Source organism: Actinomadura sediminis (assembly GCF_042675525.1).
GTDB classification, from domain to species: Bacteria; Actinomycetota; Actinomycetes; order Streptosporangiales; family Streptosporangiaceae; genus Spirillospora; species Spirillospora sediminis.
The window spans coordinates 21,023-43,258 of the sequence record NZ_JBHTJA010000058.1 but is presented as its reverse complement, the minus strand read 5'-3'; the positions used below and the strand labels follow the sequence as shown (position 1 = coordinate 43,258).

At 72.6% G+C, this 22,236-nt stretch carries 21 protein-coding genes; 6 read left to right on the top strand and 15 right to left on the bottom strand.

Annotated elements, in window-relative coordinates; all coding sequences use genetic code 11:
• From ACFQ11_RS24485 to ACFQ11_RS24475, 3 genes are all read left to right on the top strand, one after another.
• Nucleotides 1–351 (top strand): hypothetical protein (locus ACFQ11_RS24485; RefSeq protein ID WP_378302529.1); only part of this gene is annotated, 351 nt, incomplete at its 5' end.
• Nucleotides 352–454: 103 nt separating this feature from the next.
• The gene (locus tag ACFQ11_RS24480) at nucleotides 455–1,207 is read left to right on the top strand and encodes a DUF3105 domain-containing protein (RefSeq protein ID WP_378302527.1); all 753 of its coding nucleotides are present in this window, start codon (nucleotides 455–457) and stop codon (nucleotides 1,205–1,207) included.
• 86 nt (nucleotides 1,208–1,293) lie between these two features.
• On the top strand, nucleotides 1,294–1,941 hold the full coding sequence (locus ACFQ11_RS24475; protein ID WP_378302525.1) for a DUF305 domain-containing protein: 648 nt from the start codon (nucleotides 1,294–1,296) through the stop codon (nucleotides 1,939–1,941).
• 79 nt (nucleotides 1,942–2,020) lie between these two features.
• Here the strand turns inward: ACFQ11_RS24475 and ACFQ11_RS24470 are convergent, their stop codons facing one another.
• Both ACFQ11_RS24470 and ACFQ11_RS24465 read right to left on the bottom strand, forming a co-directional pair.
• The gene (locus ACFQ11_RS24470; RefSeq protein ID WP_378302523.1) at nucleotides 2,021–3,256 is read right to left on the bottom strand and encodes a DUF349 domain-containing protein; all 1,236 of its coding nucleotides are present in this window, start codon (nucleotides 3,254–3,256) and stop codon (nucleotides 2,021–2,023) included.
• An 83-nt stretch (nucleotides 3,257–3,339) separates the two neighbouring features.
• On the bottom strand, nucleotides 3,340–4,122 hold the full coding sequence (locus ACFQ11_RS24465) for a peptidylprolyl isomerase (RefSeq protein WP_378302521.1): 783 nt from the start codon (nucleotides 4,120–4,122) through the stop codon (nucleotides 3,340–3,342).
• 234 nt (nucleotides 4,123–4,356) lie between these two features.
• Here ACFQ11_RS24465 and ACFQ11_RS24460 point away from each other — a divergent pair, with 234 nt between their 5' ends.
• From ACFQ11_RS24460 to aspS, 3 genes are read left to right on the top strand one after another with little or no spacing between them, the layout of a single operon-like run.
• A complete protein-coding gene (locus ACFQ11_RS24460; RefSeq protein ID WP_378302519.1) occupies nucleotides 4,357–5,052 on the top strand; it encodes an MBL fold metallo-hydrolase in 696 nt (231 codons plus the stop codon).
• Nucleotides 5,053–5,067: 15 nt separating this feature from the next.
• A complete protein-coding gene (gene hisS, locus ACFQ11_RS24455; protein WP_378302517.1) occupies nucleotides 5,068–6,336 on the top strand; it encodes a histidine--tRNA ligase in 1,269 nt (422 codons plus the stop codon).
• Nucleotides 6,333–8,093 (top strand): aspartate--tRNA ligase, encoded by a 1,761-nt coding sequence (aspS, locus tag ACFQ11_RS24450; protein ID WP_378302515.1) that lies wholly within the window; start codon nucleotides 6,333–6,335, stop codon nucleotides 8,091–8,093. The genes hisS and aspS overlap by 4 nt, the downstream gene beginning before the upstream one ends.
• Nucleotides 8,094–8,148: 55 nt before the next feature.
• Here aspS and ACFQ11_RS24445 read toward each other — a convergent pair whose 3' ends face one another.
• The 13 genes from ACFQ11_RS24445 to ACFQ11_RS24385 form a co-directional block, all read right to left on the bottom strand.
• Nucleotides 8,149–10,872 (bottom strand): RelA/SpoT family protein, encoded by a 2,724-nt coding sequence (locus tag ACFQ11_RS24445; RefSeq protein WP_378302513.1) that lies wholly within the window; start codon nucleotides 10,870–10,872, stop codon nucleotides 8,149–8,151.
• Nucleotides 10,873–10,977: 105 nt separating this feature from the next.
• Complete coding sequence (locus ACFQ11_RS24440; protein ID WP_378302511.1) at nucleotides 10,978–11,505, bottom strand: adenine phosphoribosyltransferase; 528 nt, start codon at nucleotides 11,503–11,505, stop codon at nucleotides 10,978–10,980.
• A gap of 73 nt (nucleotides 11,506–11,578) precedes the next feature.
• A complete protein-coding gene (gene secF, locus ACFQ11_RS24435; protein ID WP_378302509.1) occupies nucleotides 11,579–12,754 on the bottom strand; it encodes a protein translocase subunit SecF in 1,176 nt (391 codons plus the stop codon).
• A gap of 3 nt (nucleotides 12,755–12,757) precedes the next feature.
• On the bottom strand, nucleotides 12,758–14,605 hold the full coding sequence (secD, locus tag ACFQ11_RS24430; RefSeq protein WP_378302507.1) for a protein translocase subunit SecD: 1,848 nt from the start codon (nucleotides 14,603–14,605) through the stop codon (nucleotides 12,758–12,760).
• Between the two features lie 42 nt (nucleotides 14,606–14,647).
• Nucleotides 14,648–15,124, bottom strand: a complete 477-nt coding sequence (gene yajC, locus ACFQ11_RS24425) for a preprotein translocase subunit YajC (protein ID WP_378302505.1) — start codon at nucleotides 15,122–15,124, stop codon at nucleotides 14,648–14,650.
• A gap of 192 nt (nucleotides 15,125–15,316) precedes the next feature.
• Nucleotides 15,317–16,378: a Holliday junction branch migration DNA helicase RuvB gene (gene ruvB, locus ACFQ11_RS24420; protein ID WP_378302503.1), complete on the bottom strand. Its 1,062-nt coding sequence runs from the start codon at nucleotides 16,376–16,378 to the stop codon at nucleotides 15,317–15,319.
• Nucleotides 16,375–16,980: a Holliday junction branch migration protein RuvA gene (gene ruvA, locus ACFQ11_RS24415; protein ID WP_378302501.1), complete on the bottom strand. Its 606-nt coding sequence runs from the start codon at nucleotides 16,978–16,980 to the stop codon at nucleotides 16,375–16,377. Before ruvA ends, ruvB begins: the two co-directional genes overlap by 4 nt.
• The gene (gene ruvC, locus ACFQ11_RS24410; protein WP_378302499.1) at nucleotides 16,977–17,552 is read right to left on the bottom strand and encodes a crossover junction endodeoxyribonuclease RuvC; all 576 of its coding nucleotides are present in this window, start codon (nucleotides 17,550–17,552) and stop codon (nucleotides 16,977–16,979) included. Before ruvC ends, ruvA begins: the two co-directional genes overlap by 4 nt.
• Before the next feature lie 213 nt (nucleotides 17,553–17,765).
• Nucleotides 17,766–18,521 (bottom strand): YebC/PmpR family DNA-binding transcriptional regulator, encoded by a 756-nt coding sequence (locus ACFQ11_RS24405; RefSeq protein WP_378302497.1) that lies wholly within the window; start codon nucleotides 18,519–18,521, stop codon nucleotides 17,766–17,768.
• Between the two features lies 1 nt (nucleotide 18,522).
• Nucleotides 18,523–19,143: a pyridoxal 5'-phosphate synthase glutaminase subunit PdxT gene (pdxT, locus tag ACFQ11_RS24400; RefSeq protein WP_378302495.1), complete on the bottom strand. Its 621-nt coding sequence runs from the start codon at nucleotides 19,141–19,143 to the stop codon at nucleotides 18,523–18,525.
• Nucleotides 19,144–19,254: 111 nt separating this feature from the next.
• Nucleotides 19,255–19,917, bottom strand: a complete 663-nt coding sequence (locus ACFQ11_RS24395) for a DUF6928 family protein (RefSeq protein ID WP_378302492.1) — start codon at nucleotides 19,915–19,917, stop codon at nucleotides 19,255–19,257.
• Nucleotides 19,918–20,073: 156 nt separating this feature from the next.
• Nucleotides 20,074–20,991 (bottom strand): pyridoxal 5'-phosphate synthase lyase subunit PdxS, encoded by a 918-nt coding sequence (pdxS, locus tag ACFQ11_RS24390; RefSeq protein ID WP_378302490.1) that lies wholly within the window; start codon nucleotides 20,989–20,991, stop codon nucleotides 20,074–20,076.
• A 165-nt stretch (nucleotides 20,992–21,156) separates the two neighbouring features.
• A complete protein-coding gene (locus ACFQ11_RS24385) occupies nucleotides 21,157–22,194 on the bottom strand; it encodes a DUF3048 domain-containing protein (RefSeq protein WP_378302488.1) in 1,038 nt (345 codons plus the stop codon).
• Nucleotides 22,195–22,236: the final 42 nt, after the last annotated feature.

Genomic DNA, 22,236 nt, shown 5'->3' with positions numbered 1-22,236 from the left:
GCGGCCGCCGCGGCGCCGGGCGGCCCATCGGCCGGCTCGTCCAGCGCGTCCCGCGCGTCCGGCCCGCCGCCCGACGCCGCGGCCGGGCCCGCGTCCGGCGCCCTCAGCGGGCCTCTGGCGGGCGTTCACGCCGACGCGGGACCGATGCCGGTCGACCTGCCCGGGCCCTCTCCCGGGGACGTCTGCCTGTGCCTGGCGGTGTTGCTGACGCTGTTGGCCCTCGTGCTGTCGGGCGCCGCCCGCCGCCCGTTCCTGCGGCTGCCCGCCCGCACCGCGCGCGTGCTCGCTCCGCCCACCGGCCGGATGCTCTCCGCACCCTCGCTCTCCGCGCTCCAGGTCCTCCGGCTGTAGGAGACCGGCCGCCCAGGCCGCCGCGCCGCCGTGCCCGCCCGAACGGTACGGCGGGGCCTTCGTGTCCCCGATCAGCCGAACCATCCTCGAGAGGACCGCTCTCATGTCCAAGAGCGCCCGGAACAAGAACGCCCGGAGCAAGAGCGCCGGAAACACCGCGGCGAGGAACAGCACCGCGAAGCACAAGACCACGAAGCACGACAACACGAAGCACGACAACACGAAGCACGACACCGCGAAGCACAACGGCGCCCGCGGCCGCGGCACCGGCAACAGGAACCCGCGGAAGAACGCCCTCACGCAGCGGCAGGTGCCCTGGGGCGGCATCGCCTTCTTCACAGTGATCGGCCTGGTGGCGGTCGTCGCCGTCTCCTACGCCTTCCTCCAGTCGAGGTCGTCGTCGGACGGCGGCGCGTCCATCGCGGGCGTCGTCACCAAGGACGGCCTGGCCAACGGCCACACCCGGGCGAGCGTCGACTACGAGGCCGACCCGCCGATGGGCGGCGACCACGATCCGATGTGGCAGAACTGCGACGCCGTCGTCTACGACCGGGAGCTGCGCAACGAGAACGCCGTCCACTCCCTGGAGCACGGCTCGGTCTGGATCACCTACCGGCCGGGCCTCCCCGCCGAGCAGGTGGAGGCGCTGCGCGAGAAGGTCGAGTCGACGAGCTACACGTTCATGAGCCCGTACCCGTCCCAGGACTCCCCGATCACGCTCACCGCCTGGGGCAACCAGCTCGAGCTGCAGGACGCCGGCGACGCACGCCTCGACGCGTTCATCAAGGCGTTCGTGAAGGGCCCGCAGACCCCCGAACCGGGCGCCGCCTGCACCGGCGCCAAGGCCACCCCGTGACGCGCGGAGACGGTGACGGCCGCGCCGCACCGGACGACGCCCCGGCCGGCGGAGCCGAAGACGCCCCGGCCGGCGGAGCCGGTGACGTGCCGGCCCGCGGCGGGCGGGGCCGCCGGGCCACCGTCGTCCTCGCCGTCGCCGTGCTCGTGGGCGCGGCCGTCCTCGCCGTCCCGGCCGTGCTGCGGTCGGGACGGCCGGGGACCGGCGGCCCGGAGGCCGGGTTCGCGCGGGACATGAGCACCCACCACGCCCAGGCCGTGCAGATGTCGTTCATCGTGCGGGACCGCACCGACGACGCGCGCGTGCGCCTGCTCGCCTACGACATCGCCAACACCCAGTCGCAGCAGATCGGCATGATGACGGCCTGGCTGGACGAGTGGGAGCTGCCGAAGGCGGATCCGGGCGGCCGGATGCGGTGGATGTCGGGGCACGGCGGCCACGGCGGGGCGTCCGCCGCGCCCGCGCCGATGCCGGGGATGGCGACGCCGGAGCAGCTCGCGCGGCTGGAGCGGGCGTCCGGCCGGGACGCCGAGGTGCTGTACCTGCGGCTGATGATCACCCACCATCGCGCGGGCGTGGAGATGGCCGAGGCGGTCCTCGGCCTGACCGGCCACGAGCGGGTGCGGCGGCTGGCCCGGACGATGGTCCAGGGGCAGCAGTCGGAGATCGGGCTGATGGAGGGCATGCTCCGCGAACGCGGGGCGGCCCCGTCCGCGAGCGGCGGTCCCGGCTGAACGCGCCCGCCGACGCGCCGGCCCCGCCCCGGGACGTCCCGGGGCGGGGCCGGCGGCGCGGGCTACGGGTGACGCCGGGTCAGGAGAACTCGGCGAGGGTCCGCTCGGCCTCTTCCAGCCACGCGCGGCGGGCGGTGAGCGCCTCCTCGGCCTCCTTGGCGTCCCGGTCGCGGCCGGCGCCGCGGGCCTTGTCCAGGCGGGCCTGCAGCTGCTCGATGGAGCTGCGCAGCTGCGCGACCGTGGCCTCGGCGCGGGCGCGGGCCTCGGGGTTGGTGCGCCGCCACTCGCTCTCCTCGGCGGTGCGGACCGCTTCCTCGATCTTGCGGAGCCGGCCCTCGAGACGGTCGCGCTGGTCGCGCGGCACCATCCCGGCGGCCTCCCAGCGCTCCTGGATCGTGCGCAGCGCCTGCCGGGCCTGCCGGACGTCCCGGACGGGCAGCAGCCGCTCGGCCTCGGCGAGGATCTTCTCCTTCTCCTCGGCGTTCCCGCGGAACTCGGCGTCGCGCTCGGCGAACGCCGCGCTGCGGGCCTGGAAGAAGGTGTCCTGCGCGCCCTTGAAGCGGGCCCACAGGTCCTCCTCGGCGTCGCGGGAGGCGCGCCCGGCGAGTTTCCAGCGGCGCATGAGGTCGCGGTAGGCCGCGGCGGTCTCGCCCCAGTCGGTGGAGCCGGTCATCGCCTCGGCCTCGGCGACCAGGCGCTCCTTCTCGCGGCGGGCGTCCTCGCGCTGCTCGTCCAGCGTCGCGAAGTACGCCTTGCGGCGCTTGGTGAACGCGTTGCGGGCGGACGACAGCCGCTTCCACAGCGCGGTCTCGGTGGGCCGGTCGATGCGGTCGGCGGCCTTCCACTCCTCGACGAGCTGCCGGAGCCGCTCGCCGCCGTTCTTCCAGTGGGTCTCCTCGGCGGCGATCCGCTCGGCCTCGGCGACGATGCGCTCCTTGGTCTCGCGCGCCTCGTGCCGGTGCTGCTCGCGCTGCGCCTTGACCTCCTCGCGGCGCCGCCCGACCCGCTCGGTCAGCCCGTCGAGGCGGCGGGCCAGCGCGTCGAGGTCGCCGACCGCGTTGGCCCCGGTCACCGCCTCGCGCAGCCGGCCGATGCTCTGCTCGGCCTGGGCGGGCTGCAGGTCGGTCGTGCGGACGCGCTGCTCGAGCAGACCGATCTCGGTGGCGAGCGAATCGTACTTGCGCTTGTAGTAGGCCAGGGCCTCCTCGGGCGCGCCCGCCTGCCAGGATCCGACGACCCGCTCGCCGTCGGCCGTCCTGACATAGACGGTGCCGTCCTCGTCCACCCGGCCCCATGGATCGGTCGCGCTGGACACCCTTGCCTCCTGAATCGCGGGTCCGAACGTGCTCACGCCCTTCGGACCCTCCACACCTTAGTATCCCGTTCGGCTGATACCGGTCACCCGGCCGCGGCGCCGATCGTGACGTCCTCGATCGTGACCTTCTTCTTGGGGGCGCCGTCGCCCTCGGGCTCCGAGCCCGCCGCGGCGATCTTCTCCAGCACGTCCATACCCTTGGTGATCTTGCCGAACACGGTGTAGTCGGGCTGGAGCTGCGAATCGTCGTAGACCATGAAGAACTGGCTGCCGTTGGTGTCGGGCCCCGAATTCGCCATCGCGAGGGTCGCCTTGCCGTAGGTCGCGCCGTCGAGGTTCTCGTCGGCGTACTGGTAGCCGGGACCGCCCGTGCCCTTGCCGGTCGGATCGCCGCACTGCAGGACGTTCAGCCCGCCGCTGGTGAGCCGATGGCACGGGCTGTCGTCGTAGAAGTTCTTCTCCGCGAGGAACGCGAACGAGTTCACGGTGCAGGGCGCCTTCTCGCCGTCCAGCTCGAAGACGACGTCGCCCTGGTTCGTCTTGACGGTCGCGTTCACCGTGCCCGTGTGGACGGGTTTCGCGGGCGGGGTGCCGAGGTCCTTCGGCGCCCCGGGCGCGTCGGACGGGCCGTACGCGCACTCGCCGTTCGCGGGCGTCGCGGCGCCGGACGCGGCGTTCGCCTCGGCCGGGTCGTCCTCGCCGGTGAACAGGAAGAATCCCGCCCCGCCGAGTGCGATCACCGCCACCGCGGCGGCCGAGCCGAAGACCTTCAGCCGGCGCGCCCTGGCCGCCTCCGCCGCCCGGCGCTGCTGCTGGCGCTCGTAGCGTTGCCGCGCGAGCTGCTTCTTGCGGTCCTTCCCCGCCACTGGCCATGCCCTTTCGCTGTGATCATTCGCTGTGATCAGGTGAACGTGCAGCGCATAGTAGCGGTACCGGCGCGTAAAAGCGCCGTAAAACGGACGCCGGGGGGCGAGGTCGCCCTCCCGGCTCGCCGGAGCACGCTCCGCGACACGGCGATCCGCGGATCTCGTTCGCGGTGGCCGCGGACGCGCCGGTACCCTCGAACACGCCCACCGAGATGGTTCTAAGGAAGGACGTCCGTGCTCGTCGCCGGGTTCCCCGCTGGATCGTTCGCCGCGAACTGCTACGTCGTGGCGCCCGCCGCGGGTGAGGAGTGCGTCATCATCGACCCCGGCCAGGACGCCGAGGCAGGCATCGACGAGATCCTGCGCGAGCATCGCCTGAAGCCGGTCGCGGTGCTGCTGACCCACGGGCACATCGACCACGTGTGGTCGGTGGCGCCGGTGTGCGGCGCGAAGGACGTGCCCGCGTTCGTCCATCCGGACGACCGGGACCTGCTGACCGATCCGGCGAAGGGGCTGTCGCTCGGCCCGGGCCAGCAGCTGTTCGGCGGGCTGGAGCTGACCGAGCCGGACGACGTGCGGGAACTGGCCGACGGCGCCGAGCTGGAGCTCGCCGGGCTGCGGTTCGCCGTCGACCACGCGCCCGGCCATACGCCCGGGTCGGTGACCTTCCGGACGCCCGCGACGCGGGAGCTCCCCGACGTGATGTTCTCCGGGGACCTGCTGTTCGCCGGGTCGATCGGCCGCACCGACCTGCCGGGCGGGTCGCACGAGCAGATACTCGCCAGCTTGGCGCGGGTGTGCCTGTCGCTGCCCGACGAGACCGCCGTCCTGCCCGGCCACGGCCCCCAGACCACAATCGGCCGCGAGCGCGCCACCAATCCGTTCCTCGCGGACACCGCGCCCGCCGACGGGCCCCGCAAGGGACTCTAGGAACCTTCAGACATCATGAGTTCGAGCTTCCAGGCCCCCAAGGGGGTCAGTGAATACGTCCCGCCGCGCGCGGACCTGCTGTACGCGGTCCGGGAGGCGTTCGCCGAGCAGGCGCGGCTGGCCGGATACGGCTACCTGGAACTGGCCGTCTTCGAGGACACCAACCTGTTCCGCCGCGGCGTCGGCGAATCCACCGACGTGGTGTCCAAGGAGATGTACACGTTCGAGGACCGCGGCGGCCGCTCGCTGACGCTGCGGCCCGAGTTCACCGCGTCCGTCCTGCGGTGCGTGCTGGAGCACGGCCTGCACAAGCAGGGCGCGCTGCCGGTGAAGGTCTGGACGACCGGTGCGGCGTTCCGCGCCGAACGCCCCCAGCAGGGCCGCTACCGGCAGTTCTACCAGCTCGACCTGGAGGCGATCGGCAGCGAGGACCCGCGGGTCGACGCCGAGACGATCGCGATCGCGGCGAACTGGTACCGCTCCCTCGGGCTGACGCGGGTCCGGCTGCTGCTGAACTCGCTCGGCTGCCGCGAATGCCGCCCCGCCTACCGGGCGCGCCTCCAGGAGTTCCTGCGCGGACTCGACCTGGACGAGGCCACCCGCGCCCGCATCGAGATCAATCCGCTGCGGGTCCTGGACGACAAGCGCCCGCAGGTCCGCGAGCAGCTCGCCGGCGCGCCGCTGATGGCCGACCACCTGTGCGCGGCGTGCAAGGCGCACCACGACGCCGTCCGGGAACTGCTGGCCGACCTCGGCATCGAGTGGGAGGACACCCCCACCCTGGTGCGCGGCCTCGACTACTACACCCGGACGACCTACGAGTTCGACCACCCGCTGCTGGGCGCCCAGTCGGGCATCGGCGGCGGCGGCCGCTACGACGGGCTGTCGGAGGACATCGGCGGCCCGCCGCTGCCCGGCATCGGGTTCGGTCTCGGCCTGGACCGGACGATCCTCGCGCTGGAGGCCGAGGGCGCCGAGTTCGCCGCCCGGCCGCGCTGCGAGGCGTTCGGGGTGCCGCTGGGCGACGCCGCCGAGCGCCGCATGTTCGGCCTCGTCGCGGAGCTGCGCCGGTCCGGGATCGCCGCCGACGCGGCGTTCGGCGGCAAGAGGCTCAAGGGCGCCATGAAGGACGCGGACCGGTCCGGCGCCCGGTACGCCGTGATCCTCGGCGAGCGAGATATCGCGGACGGCGTCGCCCAGGTCAAGGATCTGGCCGCGGGAGAGCAGACCGCCGTCCCCCTCGCCGACATCGTCACGACGTTGAAAGAAAGGCTTGAGAAATGATCCGCTCGCACGAGGCGGGGACGCTCCGCAGGGAGCACGCCGGGCAGCAGGTCACGCTGGCCGGCTGGGTGGCCCGCCGCCGCGACCACGGCGGCGTCACGTTCATCGACCTGCGGGACGCGTCCGGCACCGCGCAGGTCGTGTTCCGGGAGGAGGACGCGGCGCACGACCTGCGGTCGGAGTTCTGCGTCAAGGTCGTCGGCGAGGTCCGCGTCCGGCCGGAGGGCAACGAGAACCCCGAGCTGCCCACCGGCGACATCGAGGTCGCCGCCGAGACGATCGAGGTGCTGTCGGAGGCCGCGCCGCTCCCGTTCCCCATCGAGGGCGACGTCAACGTCAACGAGGAGATCCGGCTCAAGTACCGCTACCTCGACATCCGCCGCGACGCGGTGGCGCACGCCATGCGCGTCCGGTCGGAGGCGTCGTTCCTCACGCACGAGGTGATGCGCGAGCACGGCTTCGTCAACGTCGAGACCCCGACGCTGACCCGGTCGACGCCCGAGGGCGCCCGCGACTTCCTCGTGCCCGTCCGGCTCAAGCCCGGCCACTGGTACGCGCTGCCGCAGTCCCCGCAGCTTTTCAAGCAGCTGCTCATGGTCGGCGGGCTGGAGCGCTACTACCAGATCGCCCGCTGCTACCGCGACGAGGACTTCCGCGCCGACCGGCAGCCGGAGTTCACCCAGATCGACATCGAGATGTCGTTCGTCGACCAGGACGACGTCCTGCGCGTCGGCGAGGACCTCGTGGCCCGGCTGTGGAAGGACATCGCCGGGTACGAGATCCCCCGGCCGATCCCCCACATCACCTACGCCGACGCCATGGCGCGGTACGGCTCCGACAAGCCCGACCTGCGGTTCGGCAACGAGCTGACCGACATGACGGAGTACTTCGCCGGCACCACGTTCCGGGTGTTCCAGGCCCCGTACGTCGGCGCGGTGGTGATGCCCGGCGGCGCGTCGCAGACCCGCAAGGAGCTGGACGCCTGGCAGGACTGGGCGAAGTCCCGCGGCGCCCGCGGCCTCGCGTACGTCCTCGTCCAGCAGGACGGGACGCTGGGCGGGCCGGTCGCCAAGAACCTGTCGGACGCCGAGAAGGACGGCCTCGCCGCGAAGACGGGCGCGTCCCCCGGCGACGCGGTCTTCTTCGGGGCGGGCAAGCGGCACGCCACGCAGGAGCTGCTGGGCGCCGCCCGCCTGGAGATCGGCCGCCGCTGCGGGCTGATCGACGCGTCCGCGTGGGAGTTCGTCTGGGTCGTGGACGCGCCGGTCTTCGAGCCGGTCGAGGACGACAAGGGCGAGCAGATCGGCTGGACGCCGGTCCACCACCCGTTCACCGCGCCCAAACCCGAGTTCGCCGACACCTTCCAGGACGACCCGGGCGCCGCGCTCGCCGACGCCTACGACCTCGTGCTGAACGGCAACGAGATCGGCGGCGGCTCGATCCGTATCCACCGCGCCGAGATGCAGCAGCGGGTGTTCGACGTCCTCGGCATGTCCAAGGAGGATGCCGAGTCGAAGTTCGGCTTCCTGCTCGAGGCGTTCAAGTTCGGCCCGCCCCCGCACGGCGGCATCGCGTTCGGCTGGGACCGGGTCGTCATGCTGCTCGCCGGGCAGGAGTCGATCCGCGACGTCATCGCCTTCCCGAAGGCCGCGTCCGGGTTCGACCCGCTGACCGCCGCGCCCACGCCGATCACGCCGCAGCAGCGCAGGGAGGCCGGCGTCGACGTGGTCCCCGAGGACGAACCCGCGGAGAGCTGACCCGCGCGCACGACGAAGGGCGGCCGTCGTTCCCGGCGGCCGCCCTTCCGTGTTGTCAGCGGGTGGCGCCGCTCGTCACGCGGTAGACGTCGTACACGCCGTCGATCGAGCGGACGGCCTTCAGGACGTGCCCGAGGTGCTTCGGGTCGCCCATCTCGAAGGTGAAGCGGCTGACGGCGACGCGGTCGCGGGTGGTGGTGACCGACGCGGACAGGATGTTGACGTGCTGGTCGGACAGCACGCGGGTGACGTCGGACAGCAGCCGGGGCCGGTCGAGCGCCTCGACCTGGATGGCCACGAGGAAGACCGAGTCCTCGCCCGGCGACCACTTGACGTCGATGAGCCGGTCGGGCTGGCTCCGGAGGCTCTCGACGTTGGCGCAGTCGCTGCGGTGGACCGAGACGCCGTGGCCGCGGGTGACGAAGCCGACGATCTCGTCCCCGGGGACCGGCGTGCAGCAGCGCGACAGCCGGACCCACACGTCCGGGTCGTCGGCAACGACGACGCCGGGGTCGCCCGCGGGCCGGTTCCGCTTGCGGCGGGTCGGCAGCGCGATCTCGGCGAGGTCCTCCTCGGCGCTCTCCACGCCGCCGAGGGCGTCCACGAGCCGCTGCACGACGTGCTGGGCGGAGACCTGGCTCTCGCCGACCGCCGCGTACAGGGAGGACACGTCGGGGTAGCGCATGTCGCGGGCGAGGGCCAGGAGGGCCTCCCCGGACATCATGCGCTGCAGCGGCATGTTCTGCTTGCGCATGGCGCGGGCGATGGCGTCCTTGCCGGACTCGATCGCGGTGTCGCGGCGCTCCTTGGAGAACCAGTGCTTGATCTTGTTGCGGGCGCGGGCGCTCTTGACGAACCCGAGCCAGTCGCGGCTGGGTCCGGCGTCCTGCGACTTGGAGGTGAACACCTCGACGGTGTCGCCGTTGTCGAGGGTGGACTCGAGGGGGACGAGACGCCCGTTGACGCGGGCGCCGATGCAGCGGTGCCCGACCTCGGTGTGGATCGCGTACGCGAAGTCGACCGGGGTCGCCCCCTGCGGCAGGGCGATCACGTCGCCCTTGGGGGTGAAGACGAACACCTCGGAGACCGACAGGTCGAACCGGAGGGACTCCAGGAACTCGGCCGGGTCGGCGGTCTCCTTCTGCCAGTCGAGGAGCTGCCGGAGCCACTGCATGTCGCCGGCGCGGCGGCCGCCGACGGTCTCCTCCTTGTACTTCCAGTGCGCGGCGACGCCGTACTCGGCGCGCCGGTGCATCCCCCATGTGCGGATCTGCAGCTCGACGGGCTTGCCGCCGGGCCCGATCACCGTGGTGTGCAGCGACTGGTACATGTTGAACTTCGGCATCGCGATGTAGTCCTTGAACCGGCCGGGGACCGGGTTCCATCGCGCGTGGATCGAGCCGAGGGCGGCGTAGCAGTCGCGGACGCTGTCGACCAGGACCCGGATGCCGACCAGGTCGTAGATGTCGTCGAAGCTGACGTCCCGGGCGATCATCTTCTGGTAGATCGAGTAGTAGTGCTTCGGCCGTCCCGTCACGGTGGCCTTGATGCGGGCCTCGCGCAGGTCGGTGGAGACGTTCTCGATCACTTCCTGCAGGTAGACGTCCCGGCGCGGGGCGCGTTCGGACACCAGCCGGGCGATCTCGTCGAACCGCTTCGGGTACAGGGTGGCGAACGCGAGGTCCTCCAGCTCCCATTTGAGCGTGTTCATCCCGAGGCGGTGCGCGAGCGGCGCGAACACCTCGAGCGTCTCGCGGGCCTTCTTCTCCTGCTTGTGCCGCGGCATGTAACGCAGCGTGCGCATGTTGTGCAGCCGGTCGCCGAGCTTGATCACCAGGACGCGGATGTCGCGGGACATCGCCACGACCATCTTGCGGACGGTCTCGGCCTCGGCGGCCTCGCCGTACTTGACCTTGTCGAGCTTGGTGACGCCGTCGACGAGCGCGGCGATCTCGTCGCCGAAGTCGGCGGTGAGCTCGTCCAGGCTGTAGGGCGTGTCCTCGACGGTGTCGTGCAGCAGCGCCGCGCAGAGCGTCTCGGTGTTCATGCCGAGCTCGGCGAGGATGGTGGCGACGGCGAGGGGGTGCGTGATGTACGGGTCGCCGCTCTTGCGTTTCTGGTGCCGGTGGTAGTGCGCCGCGACGTCGTAGGCGCGTTCGATGAGCCGGAGGTCCGCCTTCGGATGGGTGTTGCGGACCGTCTTGATCAGTGGTTCCAGTACCGGGTTCATGGCGCTTCCGCGCTGGGCGCCCAGCCGTGCGAGCCTGCGGCGCACCCGGGCGGCGGACGGCGGGATCGTGGTGGTCGCGGAGGTTCCCCGGTCGCCGGGGTCCTCCTCGGTATGGGACGCGGGGCCGGGCCGGGCGGGTTTCGCCTCGCCCCCGGTGCCGCCCGGGGTCGCGCCCGCCGTGGCGGCGTCCTTCGGAGCGGCGTCCTTCGGGGCCGCGTTCTTCGGTGCGGCGTTATTCTGTGCAGCGTCTTTCGGTGCGGCGCCTGCGGCGGCCTCGCCCGGCGCCGGACCGGTTCCGGGGGTGCGGGACGGGGCGTCGACGGTCGAGGCGGGGCCGGTGGGCTCGTTTCCGGGGGACTCGTTTCCAGTGAGCTCGTCTCCGGTGGGCCGGGCGCCGGGGCGGTCGGGCTCGCGCTCGGCGTCTGGACCGGCGGGCTCGGCGCGCTCGACGGCCGCCTCGCCGGCGGCCGGCGTGGCGCGGCGGGCCCCGGCCGCGGGTTTCTCCGCGGCCTCGCTCACCGCGCCGGTCGATGCCACCTCACCGGGCACTCAGCCTCCTCGGTCCATGCGGGCGCCGCAAGCCGTCCGCCCCGCGGGTGAGCGCCCGACCCCACCGGGCTCGATTGCGCCAGTGTATCCGGCGCCCGTTCCGCGTTAGACGGTAACCAGCGAGTGAACGTCGAGATTCCCGACCTTGTCGCGCCCCTTCAGGAACGACAGCTCCAGCAGGACCGAGAGGCCGACGACCTCGCCGCCGCAGCGCCGCACGAGGTCGGCGGCGGCGCGCGCCGTCCCGCCGGTGGCCAGGACGTCGTCGACGATCAGGACGCGGTCGCCGGTCTCGAAGGCGTCCGCGTGGATTTCGATCGTCTCCGTCCCGTACTCGAGATCATAGGTGGCGGCGTGCGTCAGCGCGGGGAGTTTGCCCTTCTTGCGGACGGGCACGAAACCCGCCCCGAAGTGGTAGGCGACGGGCGCGGCGAGGATGAACCCCCGCGCCTCGATCCCGACGATCTTGTCGATGGTGCCGCGGCCGTGGTGGTTGACGATGGCGTCCACCACGCCCGCGAACGCGACGTGGTCCGCGAGCAGCGGAGTGATGTCCTTGAACACGACCCCCGGCTTCGGGTAGTCGTCCACGTCGCGGATCCGTTCCTCTATCAGCTTGCCGAGGTCCACCATCGTTCGCCCCCCTGAGACGTTCGTTGCTTCCTGCCGCCCCGGAGGGCTCCGCGCGCCGCCGTGCGGCCCGCGGTCACTTGCCGCGGCGCTGCTGGCGCGTGCCGCGCCGGGGCTGATGCCGCGGCCCCGACTGCACCACCTTGCGCACGGCGACCGGCTTCGCGGCGTCCCCGGCGGGGACCGCCGGGCCGTCGTCCGCTGCGCTTTCCCCCGCGTCGTCCCCGTCCGGGCCGCCGCCGGGCGCGCCCGCCGTCGCCTTCACCTTGGCGGCCGTCTTCGACCTCCGCTTCGCGCTGGCCTCGCGGCGCGCGATGTTCGCCCGGATCTCCCGGTACTTGGGTTCGCGCTCCTTCAGCTGCACCAGCAGCGGCGTCGCGACGCACAGCGACGAGTACGTTCCGACGATCATCCCGACGAACAGGGCGAGCGAGAGGTCCTTCAGCGTGCCCGCGCCGAACAGCGTCGTCCCGATGAACAGGATCGCCGCCACCGGCAGGATCGCGACCAGCGAGGTGTTCAGGGACCGGACGAGCGTGCTCGCCAGCGCCCTGTTCGCGGCCTCGCTGTAGGTGGTCTTGGAGGTCGGGCCCAGCGGCTTGGTGACCTCCTTGATCATGTCGAACACCACGACCGCGTCGTACAGCGAGTACCCGAGGATCGTCAGGAAGCCGAGCAGCGTCGCCGGGGTCACCTCGAACCCGGACCAGGCGTAGACGCCCGCGGTGATCACGAGGTCGTGGACGAGGGCGACGACCGCGGCCGCCGCCATCCGCCATTCGAACGCGATGGACAGGTACGCGACGATCAGCACCATGAAGACGGCGAGGGCCTGCCACGCCTTCGACTGGATCTCACCGCCCCAGGAGGCGCCGACCACCTGGGTGCTGACCTTGTCGCCCGGGACGCCGAGCCGCTCGGTGACGCTCTGCTTGACCTCGGTGACCTCCGCGGAGGACATGCTCTCGGTGGTCACCCGCCACTTGTCGCCGGCCTCCTGCACGATCGTCTGGTGGGCGCCGCCGTCGGCGACGGCGCCGCGCACCTGCTCGATCGACGCGCTCGGCGCCTGGAAGGTGAAGACCGAACCGCCCTTGAACTCCACGCCGAAGTTGAGGCCCTGCACGACCAGGCCGGCGATGGACAGGACGAGCAGCAGCCCGGAGATCGAGTACCACAGCTTCGGCCGGCCGACGATGTCGGCACTGACCTCGCCCCGGTAGATCCGGGAGATGATCGCGCGCGTCGCCATGGCTCAGACCTCCTGGCTCGTCGGGCGGGCGGCGGAGGCCGGCACGGCCCCGGGTTCGCGGCGCAACCGTCTGGCGTCGACCCCGGACAGCGGATGGCCCTGGCCGAAGAACCTGGTGCGCGACAGCACCGCCACGAGCGGCTTGGTGAAGAAGAACACCACGATCACGTCGATGAGGGTGGTCAGTCCCATCGCGAACGCGAACCCGGCGACGCCGCCGACCGCGAGGAAGTACAGCACGAGCGCGGCCAGGAACGTCACCGCGTCGGCGACCAGGATCGTGCGGCGGGCGCGCTTCCAGGCCGTCTCGACGGACGGCCGGAGCTTGCGGCCCGCGCGCAGCTCGTCCCGCAGCCGCTCGAAGTAGACGATGAACGAGTCGGCGGTGATGCCGATCGACACGATCAGTCCGATGATGTGCGGCAGCGAGAGCCGGAAGCCCATGTTCTCGCCGAGCACCACCACCGCCAGGTAGGTGATCGCGGAGGCGACCGCGAGGCTGGAGACCGCGACCAGGCCGAGGCCGCGGTAGTAGACCATGCAGTAGAGGACCACGAGGGCGAGACCGATGGCGCCGGCGATCAGGCCGCCGGTGAGCTGGTCGGAACCGAGCGTGGAGGAGACCTCGTCGATGGAGCTCTGCTCGAACTCCAGTGGCAGCGCCCCGTACTTGAGCACGTTCGCCAGGTCGGTGGCGTACTGCTGGCCGAAGCTCTCGGGCGGGCCGTCGATGCTGGCGGTGCCGCCGGTGATCGGGCCCTGGTTGATGGCGGGCGCGGAGACGACCTGGCCGTCCAGGACGATCGCGATCTGTGCCCGCGCGGAGGTGGGGTCCTGCTGGTAGGCGCCGTACGCCTCGGTGGTGACCTGCCCGAACTGGTCGGCGCCCTTGCCGTCGAAGTCGAGGGAGACCGACCAGCTCGGCTGCCCCTGCTGGGCGTTCGGCGGGAGCGCCTCGGCACCGTCGACGTTCTCGCCGAGCACCCGGACGGGACCGAGGATGTACTTGGTGACCTCGCCGTTCTCGGACTTCTGGTCGCAGGCGACGACCCAGTCCCTGCCGGGGTCGTTGGAGCCGGGGGCGCGGCGGTCGCCGTTGTAGCAGTCGAGCGCCTCGAACTGCTTGATGACCGCCTGGTCGCGGACGCCCGGGTAGAGCGCGGACGTGTCGGTTCCGCCGGACGCGCCGGCGTCCCCGGGCGACGCCGGAGGCTCGGGCGACGGGGAGGCCGTGGCCGAGGGGTTCTCCGAAGGGTTCGCCGAGGGGGTGGGGGCGGTGAGCGCGCCGGACGCGGCGCGGCCGCGCGGCGCCGCGGACGACGAGGGCGTCGGCTCCCCGGCGGACGCCGAGGCGGACGGCGCGGGGTTCGGGTCCCCGTCGCCGTCGCCGCGATCACCGCTTCCCCGGTCGGCCCGCTCGCCTCCGCCCGCGGACGGCGACGGCGCCGGGGAGGTCCCCGTCGCCGGCCGTCCGTCCGCTGCCGCGAACACCTGCCGGAACTGGAGCTTCGCGGTGGTGCCGATCATGTTGACGACGCGGCTCTGGCCCGCCCCCGGCACGTTGACGACGATGTTGTCGCCGCCCTGCTTCTGCACCTCGGCGTCCGAGACGCCCAGGCCGTTGACCCGCTGGGTCATGATCTTGACGGCCTGCTCCATCTGCTCGGCCGGCGGGGCGGCGCCGTTCGGCGTCCTGGCGGACAGCGTCACGGTCGTCCCGCCGGCGAGGTCGAGCCCGAGCTTGGGCGTCGTGGCTCCCTGCAGTACGGCCGTTCCCGCCAGGACCACCAGAATCGCGAAGAGCGCGAGGAGGGTGCGTCCCGGCTTGGGGACGTTCTTGGGGGGAGCCACGTGTCGTCTTACTTCCCGTCTCGAATCGGTGCCGGAGGGGCGTCAGTCGGAGGACTTGCGCCCGGCCTTCGCACCGGCCTTCGCCTCGCCGTCGCCGTCCTCGTCGTCGGCGTCGGCGCCGGCGGCCGCGTCGTCCTTGGTGAGGTCGACCGCGTCACCGTCGCGCTCGGCGTCGTCGCGGTCATCGTCGTCCTCGTCGAGGTCGAGCTCCTCGGCGTCGGCGCCCTTGGCGTCGTCGTCCTGGAGGACCCGCATGACGGCCTGCTTGACGAAGCTCACCTCGACGCCGGGCGCGATCTCCAGCAGCACGCCGTCGTCGTCCACCGACAGCACGGTGGCGCGCATGCCGCTGGTCGTCATCACGCGCGCGCCCGGCTGCAGGGAGCTCTCCATCTGCAGCTGCTCCTTGCGCCGCTTGTTCTGCGGGCGGATGAGGAGGAAGTAGAAGACCAGCGGAATGGCCAGCAGAAGCAGGAGGTTGAAGGCCCCGCTGCCGCCCGACTCCGCTGCAATGATCATGTCGCCGCCCATTAATGGGGCATCCTTCCGGTATCGATTGCCCAGCCCGTGACCGGATCGGCCACATCATTGGAACCGTCGGCTGGAAGACGGTGGACCAGGACCCGGAGTCTAGAGATTACGCCAGACCCCGGCAACGACGTGACGACCGGTGGTGCCGGGAAGTTCCCAACCCGTTACCGATGATCGCCGTCACGGCCGGTCGGCGTCGTCGTCCAGGTCGAACAGCGTCCCGGCCAGCGGCGCCGTCGGCGGCGGGGTCAGCCCGAGATGCGCCCACGCGGCGCCGGTCGCGACCCGGCCGCGGGGCGTCCGGGCCAGGAGCCCCTGCCGCACCAGGAACGGCTCCGCCACCACCTCGACCGTCTCCGGCTCCTCCCCCACCGCGACGGCCAACGTCGACAGCCCCACCGGGCCGCCGCCGAACTTGCGCAGCAGGGAACCGAGCACGGCACGGTCGAGCCGGTCGAGACCCCGTTCGTCCACCTCGTACAACGACAGCGCCGTCCGCGCCGATTCCCGGGTGACGGTCCCGTCGCCGCGCACCTCGGCGTAGTCGCGGACGCGCCGCAGCAGCCGATTCGCGATCCGGGGCGTGCCGCGGGCGCGCCCGGCGACCTCCGCGGCGGCCTCGTCGGTGATCTCCACGCCCAGCAGGCCCGCCGAACGCCGGACGATGATCTCCAGTTCGGCGGGCTCGTAGAAGTCCATGTGGGCGGTGAACCCGAACCGGTCGCGCAGCGGTCCCGGCAGCATCCCGGCCCGGGTCGTCGCGCCCACCAGGGTGAACGGGGCGATGTCGAGGGGGATCGCGGTCGCGCCGGGCCCCTTGCCGACCACGACGTCGACGCGGAAGTCCTCCATCGCCATGTAGAGCATCTCCTCGGCGGGCCGCGCCAGCCGGTGGATCTCGTCGATGAACAGGACCTCGCCCTCCGCCAGCGTCGACAGGACGGCGGCCAGGTCGCCGGCCCGCTCGATGGCGGGGCCGGAGGAGATCCGCAGCGGCTGCCCCAGTTCCGCCGCGATGATCATCGCGAGGGTGGTCTTGCCGAGGCCGGGCCCGCCGGACAGCAGCACGTGGTCGGGCGTCCGGCCGCGCCGCAGCGCGCTGTGCAGAACCAGCGCGAGCTGCTCGCGGACCCGTTCCTGGCCGACGAAGTCGCCGAGCTTCTTCGGCCGCAGCGCGGCCTCGATGACCTGCTCCTCGGACCCGTCGGCGTCCGCCGAGACGAGCCGCTCGTCCTCGCTCACTTGCTCAGCTTCTTCAGGGCCGACTTCAGCAGGGTGGCGACGGGCGGGGTCTCGGCGCCGTCGAGGTCGGCGGCGACCGCGTCCACGGCCGCGTCGGCGTCCTTGGCCGACCAGCCGAGGTTGATCAGGCCCATCTGCACCTGCTCGCGCCACGGTTCGGCGCGGACGGGCGCCCGCGCCCCGCCGGCGTCGTCGCCGGTGGGGCCGCCGAGGCGGTCCTTCAGCTCGAGCACGATGCGCTGCGCGCCCTTCTTGCCGATGCCGGGGACCTTGGTGAGGGCGGCGAGGTCCTCGGCGGCCACGGCGCGGCGGAGCGCGTTCGGGGTGTGCACGGCCAGCATCGCCAGCGCGAGCCGGGGTCCGACGCCGCTCGCGGTCTGCAGCAGCTCGAACACCGTCCGCTCGTCGTCGTCGGCGAACCCGAAGAGGGTGAGCGAGTCCTCCCGGACGACCAGCGACGTCGGCACCCGGGCGTGGTCGCCGACGCGCAGCCCGGCCAGCGTGGCGGGGGTGCACTGCACCGCGAGGCCGACGCCGTGCACGTCGATCACCGCGCCGTCGGGTCCGGCGGCGGCCACCTCGCCGCTGACGAAGGCGATCACTGGACGGTCCCTCCTGTTCTGCGGGCGGCGAGCCGTTCGCGTTCGGCCCGGGCCGCCTCCTCGATCCGCGACCGGAACGCGTGCGCCGGCTGCCGTGCCGCCCCGCCGCGCCACACGTGGCAGATCGCGAGGGCGAGCGCGTCGGCGGCGTCGGCGGGCTTCGGCGCCGCGTCGAGCGCGAGCAGCCGCGTCACCATCTTCGTCACCTGCGCCTTGTCGGCGCGCCCGTTGCCGGTGACGGCCGCCTTGGCCTCGCTGGGGGTGTGCAGGGCGACCGGCAGCCCGCGGCGCGCGGCGGCGAGCATCGCGATGCCCGCGGCCTGCGCGGTGCCCATCACGGTGCGCACGTTGTGCTGCGAGAACACCCGCTCCACGGCGACGGCCTCGGGGCGCAGCTCGTCCATGACGGCCTCGATGCCGCGCTCGACCTCCAGCAGCCGGAGGGCGTGGTCGTCGTCCGGGCCGGTGCGGACGACGGACACGTGCACCAGCCGGAGCGGCCTGCCCGGGGCGCCGTCGACGACGCCCACCCCGCACCGGGTGAGCCCGGGGTCCACCCCCATCACCCGCACGGCCGCCCCTCTCGATCATCTGTTCGGGCCGCCAACGCTACCAATCCGCGCCGACATCGCGCAGCGCCCGCCCGCGTGTGTCACCGGACGGGCGCGCCCGCCGGCCCGCGCCCGCGAGGCGGCCCTCACGGGGACTCGCGGGAACGCGCGGGAACGCGCGGACGCCGCCGCGCGGTCGGGCTGCGCGGCGGCGTCCGGCGACGACGATCGTGCTCAGGCGTCGATCGCGGCCATGACCTCGTCGGGGACGTCGAAGTTCGCGTAGACGTCCTGGACGTCGTCGGAGTCCTCCAGGGCGTCCAGGAGGCGGAAGACCTTCTTCGCGTTCTCCTCGTCGAGGGGGACGGTGACGCTCGGCAGGAACTTGCTCTCGGCCGACTCGTAGTCGATCCCGGCCTCCTGGAGGGCGGTGCGGACGGCGACGAGGTCACCGGCCTCGCTGACGACCTCGAAGTTGTCCTCGTCGAGCTCGTTGACCTCCTCGGCGCCGGCGTCGAGGACGGCCATCATCACGTCGTCCTCGCTGGTGCCGTTCTTCGGGACGATCACGACGCCCTTGCGGTTGAACATGTACGACACCGAGCCCGGGTCGGCGAGGGAGCCGCCGTTGCGGGTCAGGGCGACGCGGACCTCGGAGGCGGCGCGGTTGCGGTTGTCGGTGAGGCACTCGATGAGCACCGCGACGCCGCCGGGCGCGTAGCCCTCGTAGGTGATGTTCTGCCAGTCCGCGCCCCCGGCCTCCTCACCGGCGCCGCGCTTGCGCGCGCGCTCGATGTTGTCGTTGGGGACCGAGTTCTTCTTCGCCTTGTAGATGGCGTCGTACAGGGTGGGGTTGGCGTCGGGGTCGCCACCGCCCGTGCGGGCCGCCACCTCGATGTTCTTGATCAGCTTCGCGAAGAGCTTGCCCCGCTTGGCGTCGAGGGCCGCCTTCTTGTGCTTGGTCGTCGCCCATTTGGAATGGCCGGACATCTCAATCCTCCTCAACCATCGCCCGGCGCACCAGATCGGCGAAGTAGTGGTGCACGCGGAAGTCGCCCGTCAGTTCCGGGTGGAACGCCGTGGCCATCAGCCGGCCCTGACGGACGGCGACGATCCTACCGGCGTTCGGGCCGCCCTCGGCGCGGCCGATGATCTCGACGGCGTCGCCGGTGGACTCCACCCAGGGGGCGCGGATGAATACGGCGTGGTACGGCGTGTCGCCCATCCCGGCCAGCGGCACGTCGGACTCGAAGGAGTCGACCTGCCGGCCGAAGGCGTTGCGCCGCACGGTCATGTCGATCCCGCCGACGGTCTCCTGGCCGTCCGCTCCGCCGTGGATGCGGTCGGCCAGCATGATCATGCCGGCGCAGGAGCCGTAGGCGGGCATGCCGCCCTCGATCCGCTTGCGCAGCGGCTCCAGCAGGTCGAACGCGCGGGCCAGCCGCCACATGGTGGTGGACTCCCCGCCGGGCAGGACGAGTCCGTCGACCCGTTCCAGCTCCGCGGCGCGGCGCACGTTCAGGGGCCGGGCCCCGGCCTGTTCGAGGGCGCGCGCGTGCTCGCGCACGTCGCCCTGCAGCGCCAGGACGCCGATGGTCGGTACGGCAGTCACAAATGAACCTTCCGGGGGATGCGGACGGACCAACCCTAGACGTTCCGTCGTCCGGACGCTTTGTCCAACGCCCCGGTCAGGTGCGCGTCTTCCCGATCCGGGTCCCCGGCGTCACCGGGCGTCGCCGGTCCCGGCCCGGTCGCGGGCGCCGAGCTTGAAGCGGCGCAGGGGCAGTTCCAGGGGCAGGAACCCGTCCTTGCCGCGGTCGGCGATGCCGCGGCCGAACATGTGGGCGGCGGCGAGCGCGAGCCCGAACTCCTCGGGGTCGAACGGCAGCGGGACGTCCGGGGCGCCGGCGTCGAGGTCGCGCCAGAAGGGGCGCTCGGCGGGGAGGCGGGCGCCCTGGTCGACGATGACGCCGTCCTCGGCGGTGAGGAAGACGTCCCGGCGCAGTTCGGCGTCCTCGTACCAGCGGAACCAGCAGCCGCGGACGACGTTGTGCAGGACGAGCACGCCGCAGCGGGCGCCCGGGAGCGCCGCGGCGGTGGCGTCGGCGACGCGGCGCGCGTCGTCGTCGAGGCGGAACAGCCGGCGGTCGCACACCAGCAGCGCCCGTTCGTCGCGGGCGGCGCCGAAGGCCCCGACGAACAGCTCGTCCTCGTAGGGCCAGAGGGCGAAGTCGAGGACGGTGTCGCCGGTCTCGGTGAGGGCGCCCGCCGGGTGCAGGCCGCGGGCGACGCGCGCGGCGGCGTCCGGATCGGGTCGCAGACCGGGGCCGAAGACGTCGGCGGGTTCCCCGGCGCTCGCACAGGCCAGCGCGACCGACCAAGCCATGCTCTCCCCTCCCGCGGCCGGGCACCGCCCGCGGGATCGCGCCCTGCGCCCGGTCCCGCGCCGGCCGCGCCGCAAGCGTAACCCCGGAATGACGCGCTGTGGAGGGGCCGGAGGCGATCGCCCGCGCCGGGCGACCGCCTCCGGGACGTCAGCGGATCACCAGCCGCGGCCGGCGAACTTCTGGTCCTCGCCGAGGGACGCGACGTTGATGCCGACCATCGCGTCGCCGAGGCCGCGGGACACCTTGGCGATGACGTCGGGGTCGTCGTGGAAGGTGGTGGCCTTCACGATCGCCTCGGCGCGCTGGGCGGGGTTGCCGGACTTGAAGATGCCGGACCCGACGAACACGCCCTCGGCGCCGAGCTGCATCATCATCGCGGCGTCCGCGGGGGTCGCGATGCCGCCGGCGGTGAACAGCACGACGGGCAGCTTCCCGGCCTGCGCGACCTCCTTGACCAGCTCGTAGGGCGCCTGCAGCTCCTTGGCCGCGACGTACAGCTCGTCCTCGGGCAGGTTCTGCAGCCGGCGGATCTGCTGCCGGATCTGGCGCATGTGGGTGGTGGCGTTGGAGACGTCGCCGGTGCCGGCCTCGCCCTTGGAGCGGATCATCGCGGCGCCCTCGGTGATGCGGCGCAGCGCCTCGCCGAGGTTGGTCGCGCCGCACACGAACGGGACGGTGAACGCGAACTTGTCGATGTGGTTCTCGTAGTCGGCGGGGGTGAGCACCTCGGACTCGTCGATGTAGTCGACGCCGAGCGCCTGCAGCACCTGGGCCTCGACGAAGTGGCCGATGCGGGCCTTGGCCATGACCGGGATGGAGACCGCGTCGATGATCCCGTCGATCATGTCCGGGTCGCTCATCCGGGAGATGCCGCCCTCGGCGCGGATGTCGGCGGGGACCCGCTCCAGGGCCATCACGGCGACGGCGCCGGCGTCTTCGGCGATCTTCGCCTGCTCGGGCGTGACGACGTCCATGATCACGCCGCCCTTGAGCATCTCCGCCATGCCGCGCTTGACCCGGGCGGTCCCGGTCTCCGGCGCGGTGTTCTGGGAAGCGGGGCTGGAAGTGGACACGGGCAAATCCTCACGTGAGCGGAATGACTAGTCGATATCCATGATATTGCCTGCTTGTGCCACCTCTGGACCCGGCAGACCGTCAACGCGAGGATCGTCCGGTTTACAGACCGTCCGGTCTCCGCGCCCGACGCGGCCGCCCGGCATCCCGGAGGCCGGGCCGCCTCAGGGGATGACGGGGCCGCCGTCGTTGACGAGCACGACCCAGACCTGGCCGGGCGCGAACGTCATCGGCCTCCCGTCGGCGGTGGTGAACGTCGTCCCCTGCCCTTCGGACGGCCGTGACCAGCGGGCGTCGTATCCCTTGCCGTCGCGCAGGACGAGCGCGCGCCCCGTCCCCGTCGTCTGTATCAGCGGCGTGTAGTGGCCGAGGGAGTCGTGGAACTTCGAGCGCGTGGTCTTCGCGTACTGGACGACGATGGTGGCGCCGCCGAGCCTGCCGCCCTCGGCGGACACGTCGGGACGGCCGTCGAAGCTCGCGAGCCAGCGCTTCTCCTCGCCCGACCAGGTGAACCCCATCGTCGCCGAGGGCCATTTCGCGGTGAACGACCGCGTGGGCTCGCCGCCGTCCGGCGCGGGCCCGAACCGGAAGCCGATGTCGCGCGGACCGGTGGCCTCGGGCGCGAGTTCCAGCAGGTCACGGGGATCGGCGTACAGGTTGTACGGGATCGGTTTCGGGCCCGCCCGGAAGTAGGCGGATCCGCCGTTCTCCTGGGAGACGTCATAGGAGGGCGCCTGCCGGATGTGCTTCTTCATCTTGCTCTGGACGCCGGAGAACGCGAACGCGGGCCGTCCGAACTGCGCCAGGATGTGCAGGTCGGAGATCCGGGCGCTGCGGACGGGCCCGACGCGTTCGGGCAGCTTCGACGAGTACACCGCCATCAGGCGGGTCTCGCCGCCCTCGACCTGCTCGACGTAGACGATGTCGGCGTCCTCGACGCCGGACTGCGGCATCGCCCGCCGGGTGTTCGCGATCTTCACGGCGAGGACCGGGGCGCGCAGGCCCTCGGTGCCGCCGTCGAACGGGTGGGTCGTCGGCGCGGGGGTCGCGGCCCCGGCGCCGGGTCCGCCCGGCGCGCTCGGCGGTTCGGCCCGCCGGCCCGCGTCACCGCCGGAGCAGGCGGCGAGCGCGGCGGCGAGGACGAGCGTCCCGATCCCCGCGGCCGTCCGGCCGGCGGCGGTCCCGCCTCGGGTGGTGCGCACGCTGATCCCTCCTTCGCGAGGTCTGCCAGAGGGTAGCGAAAC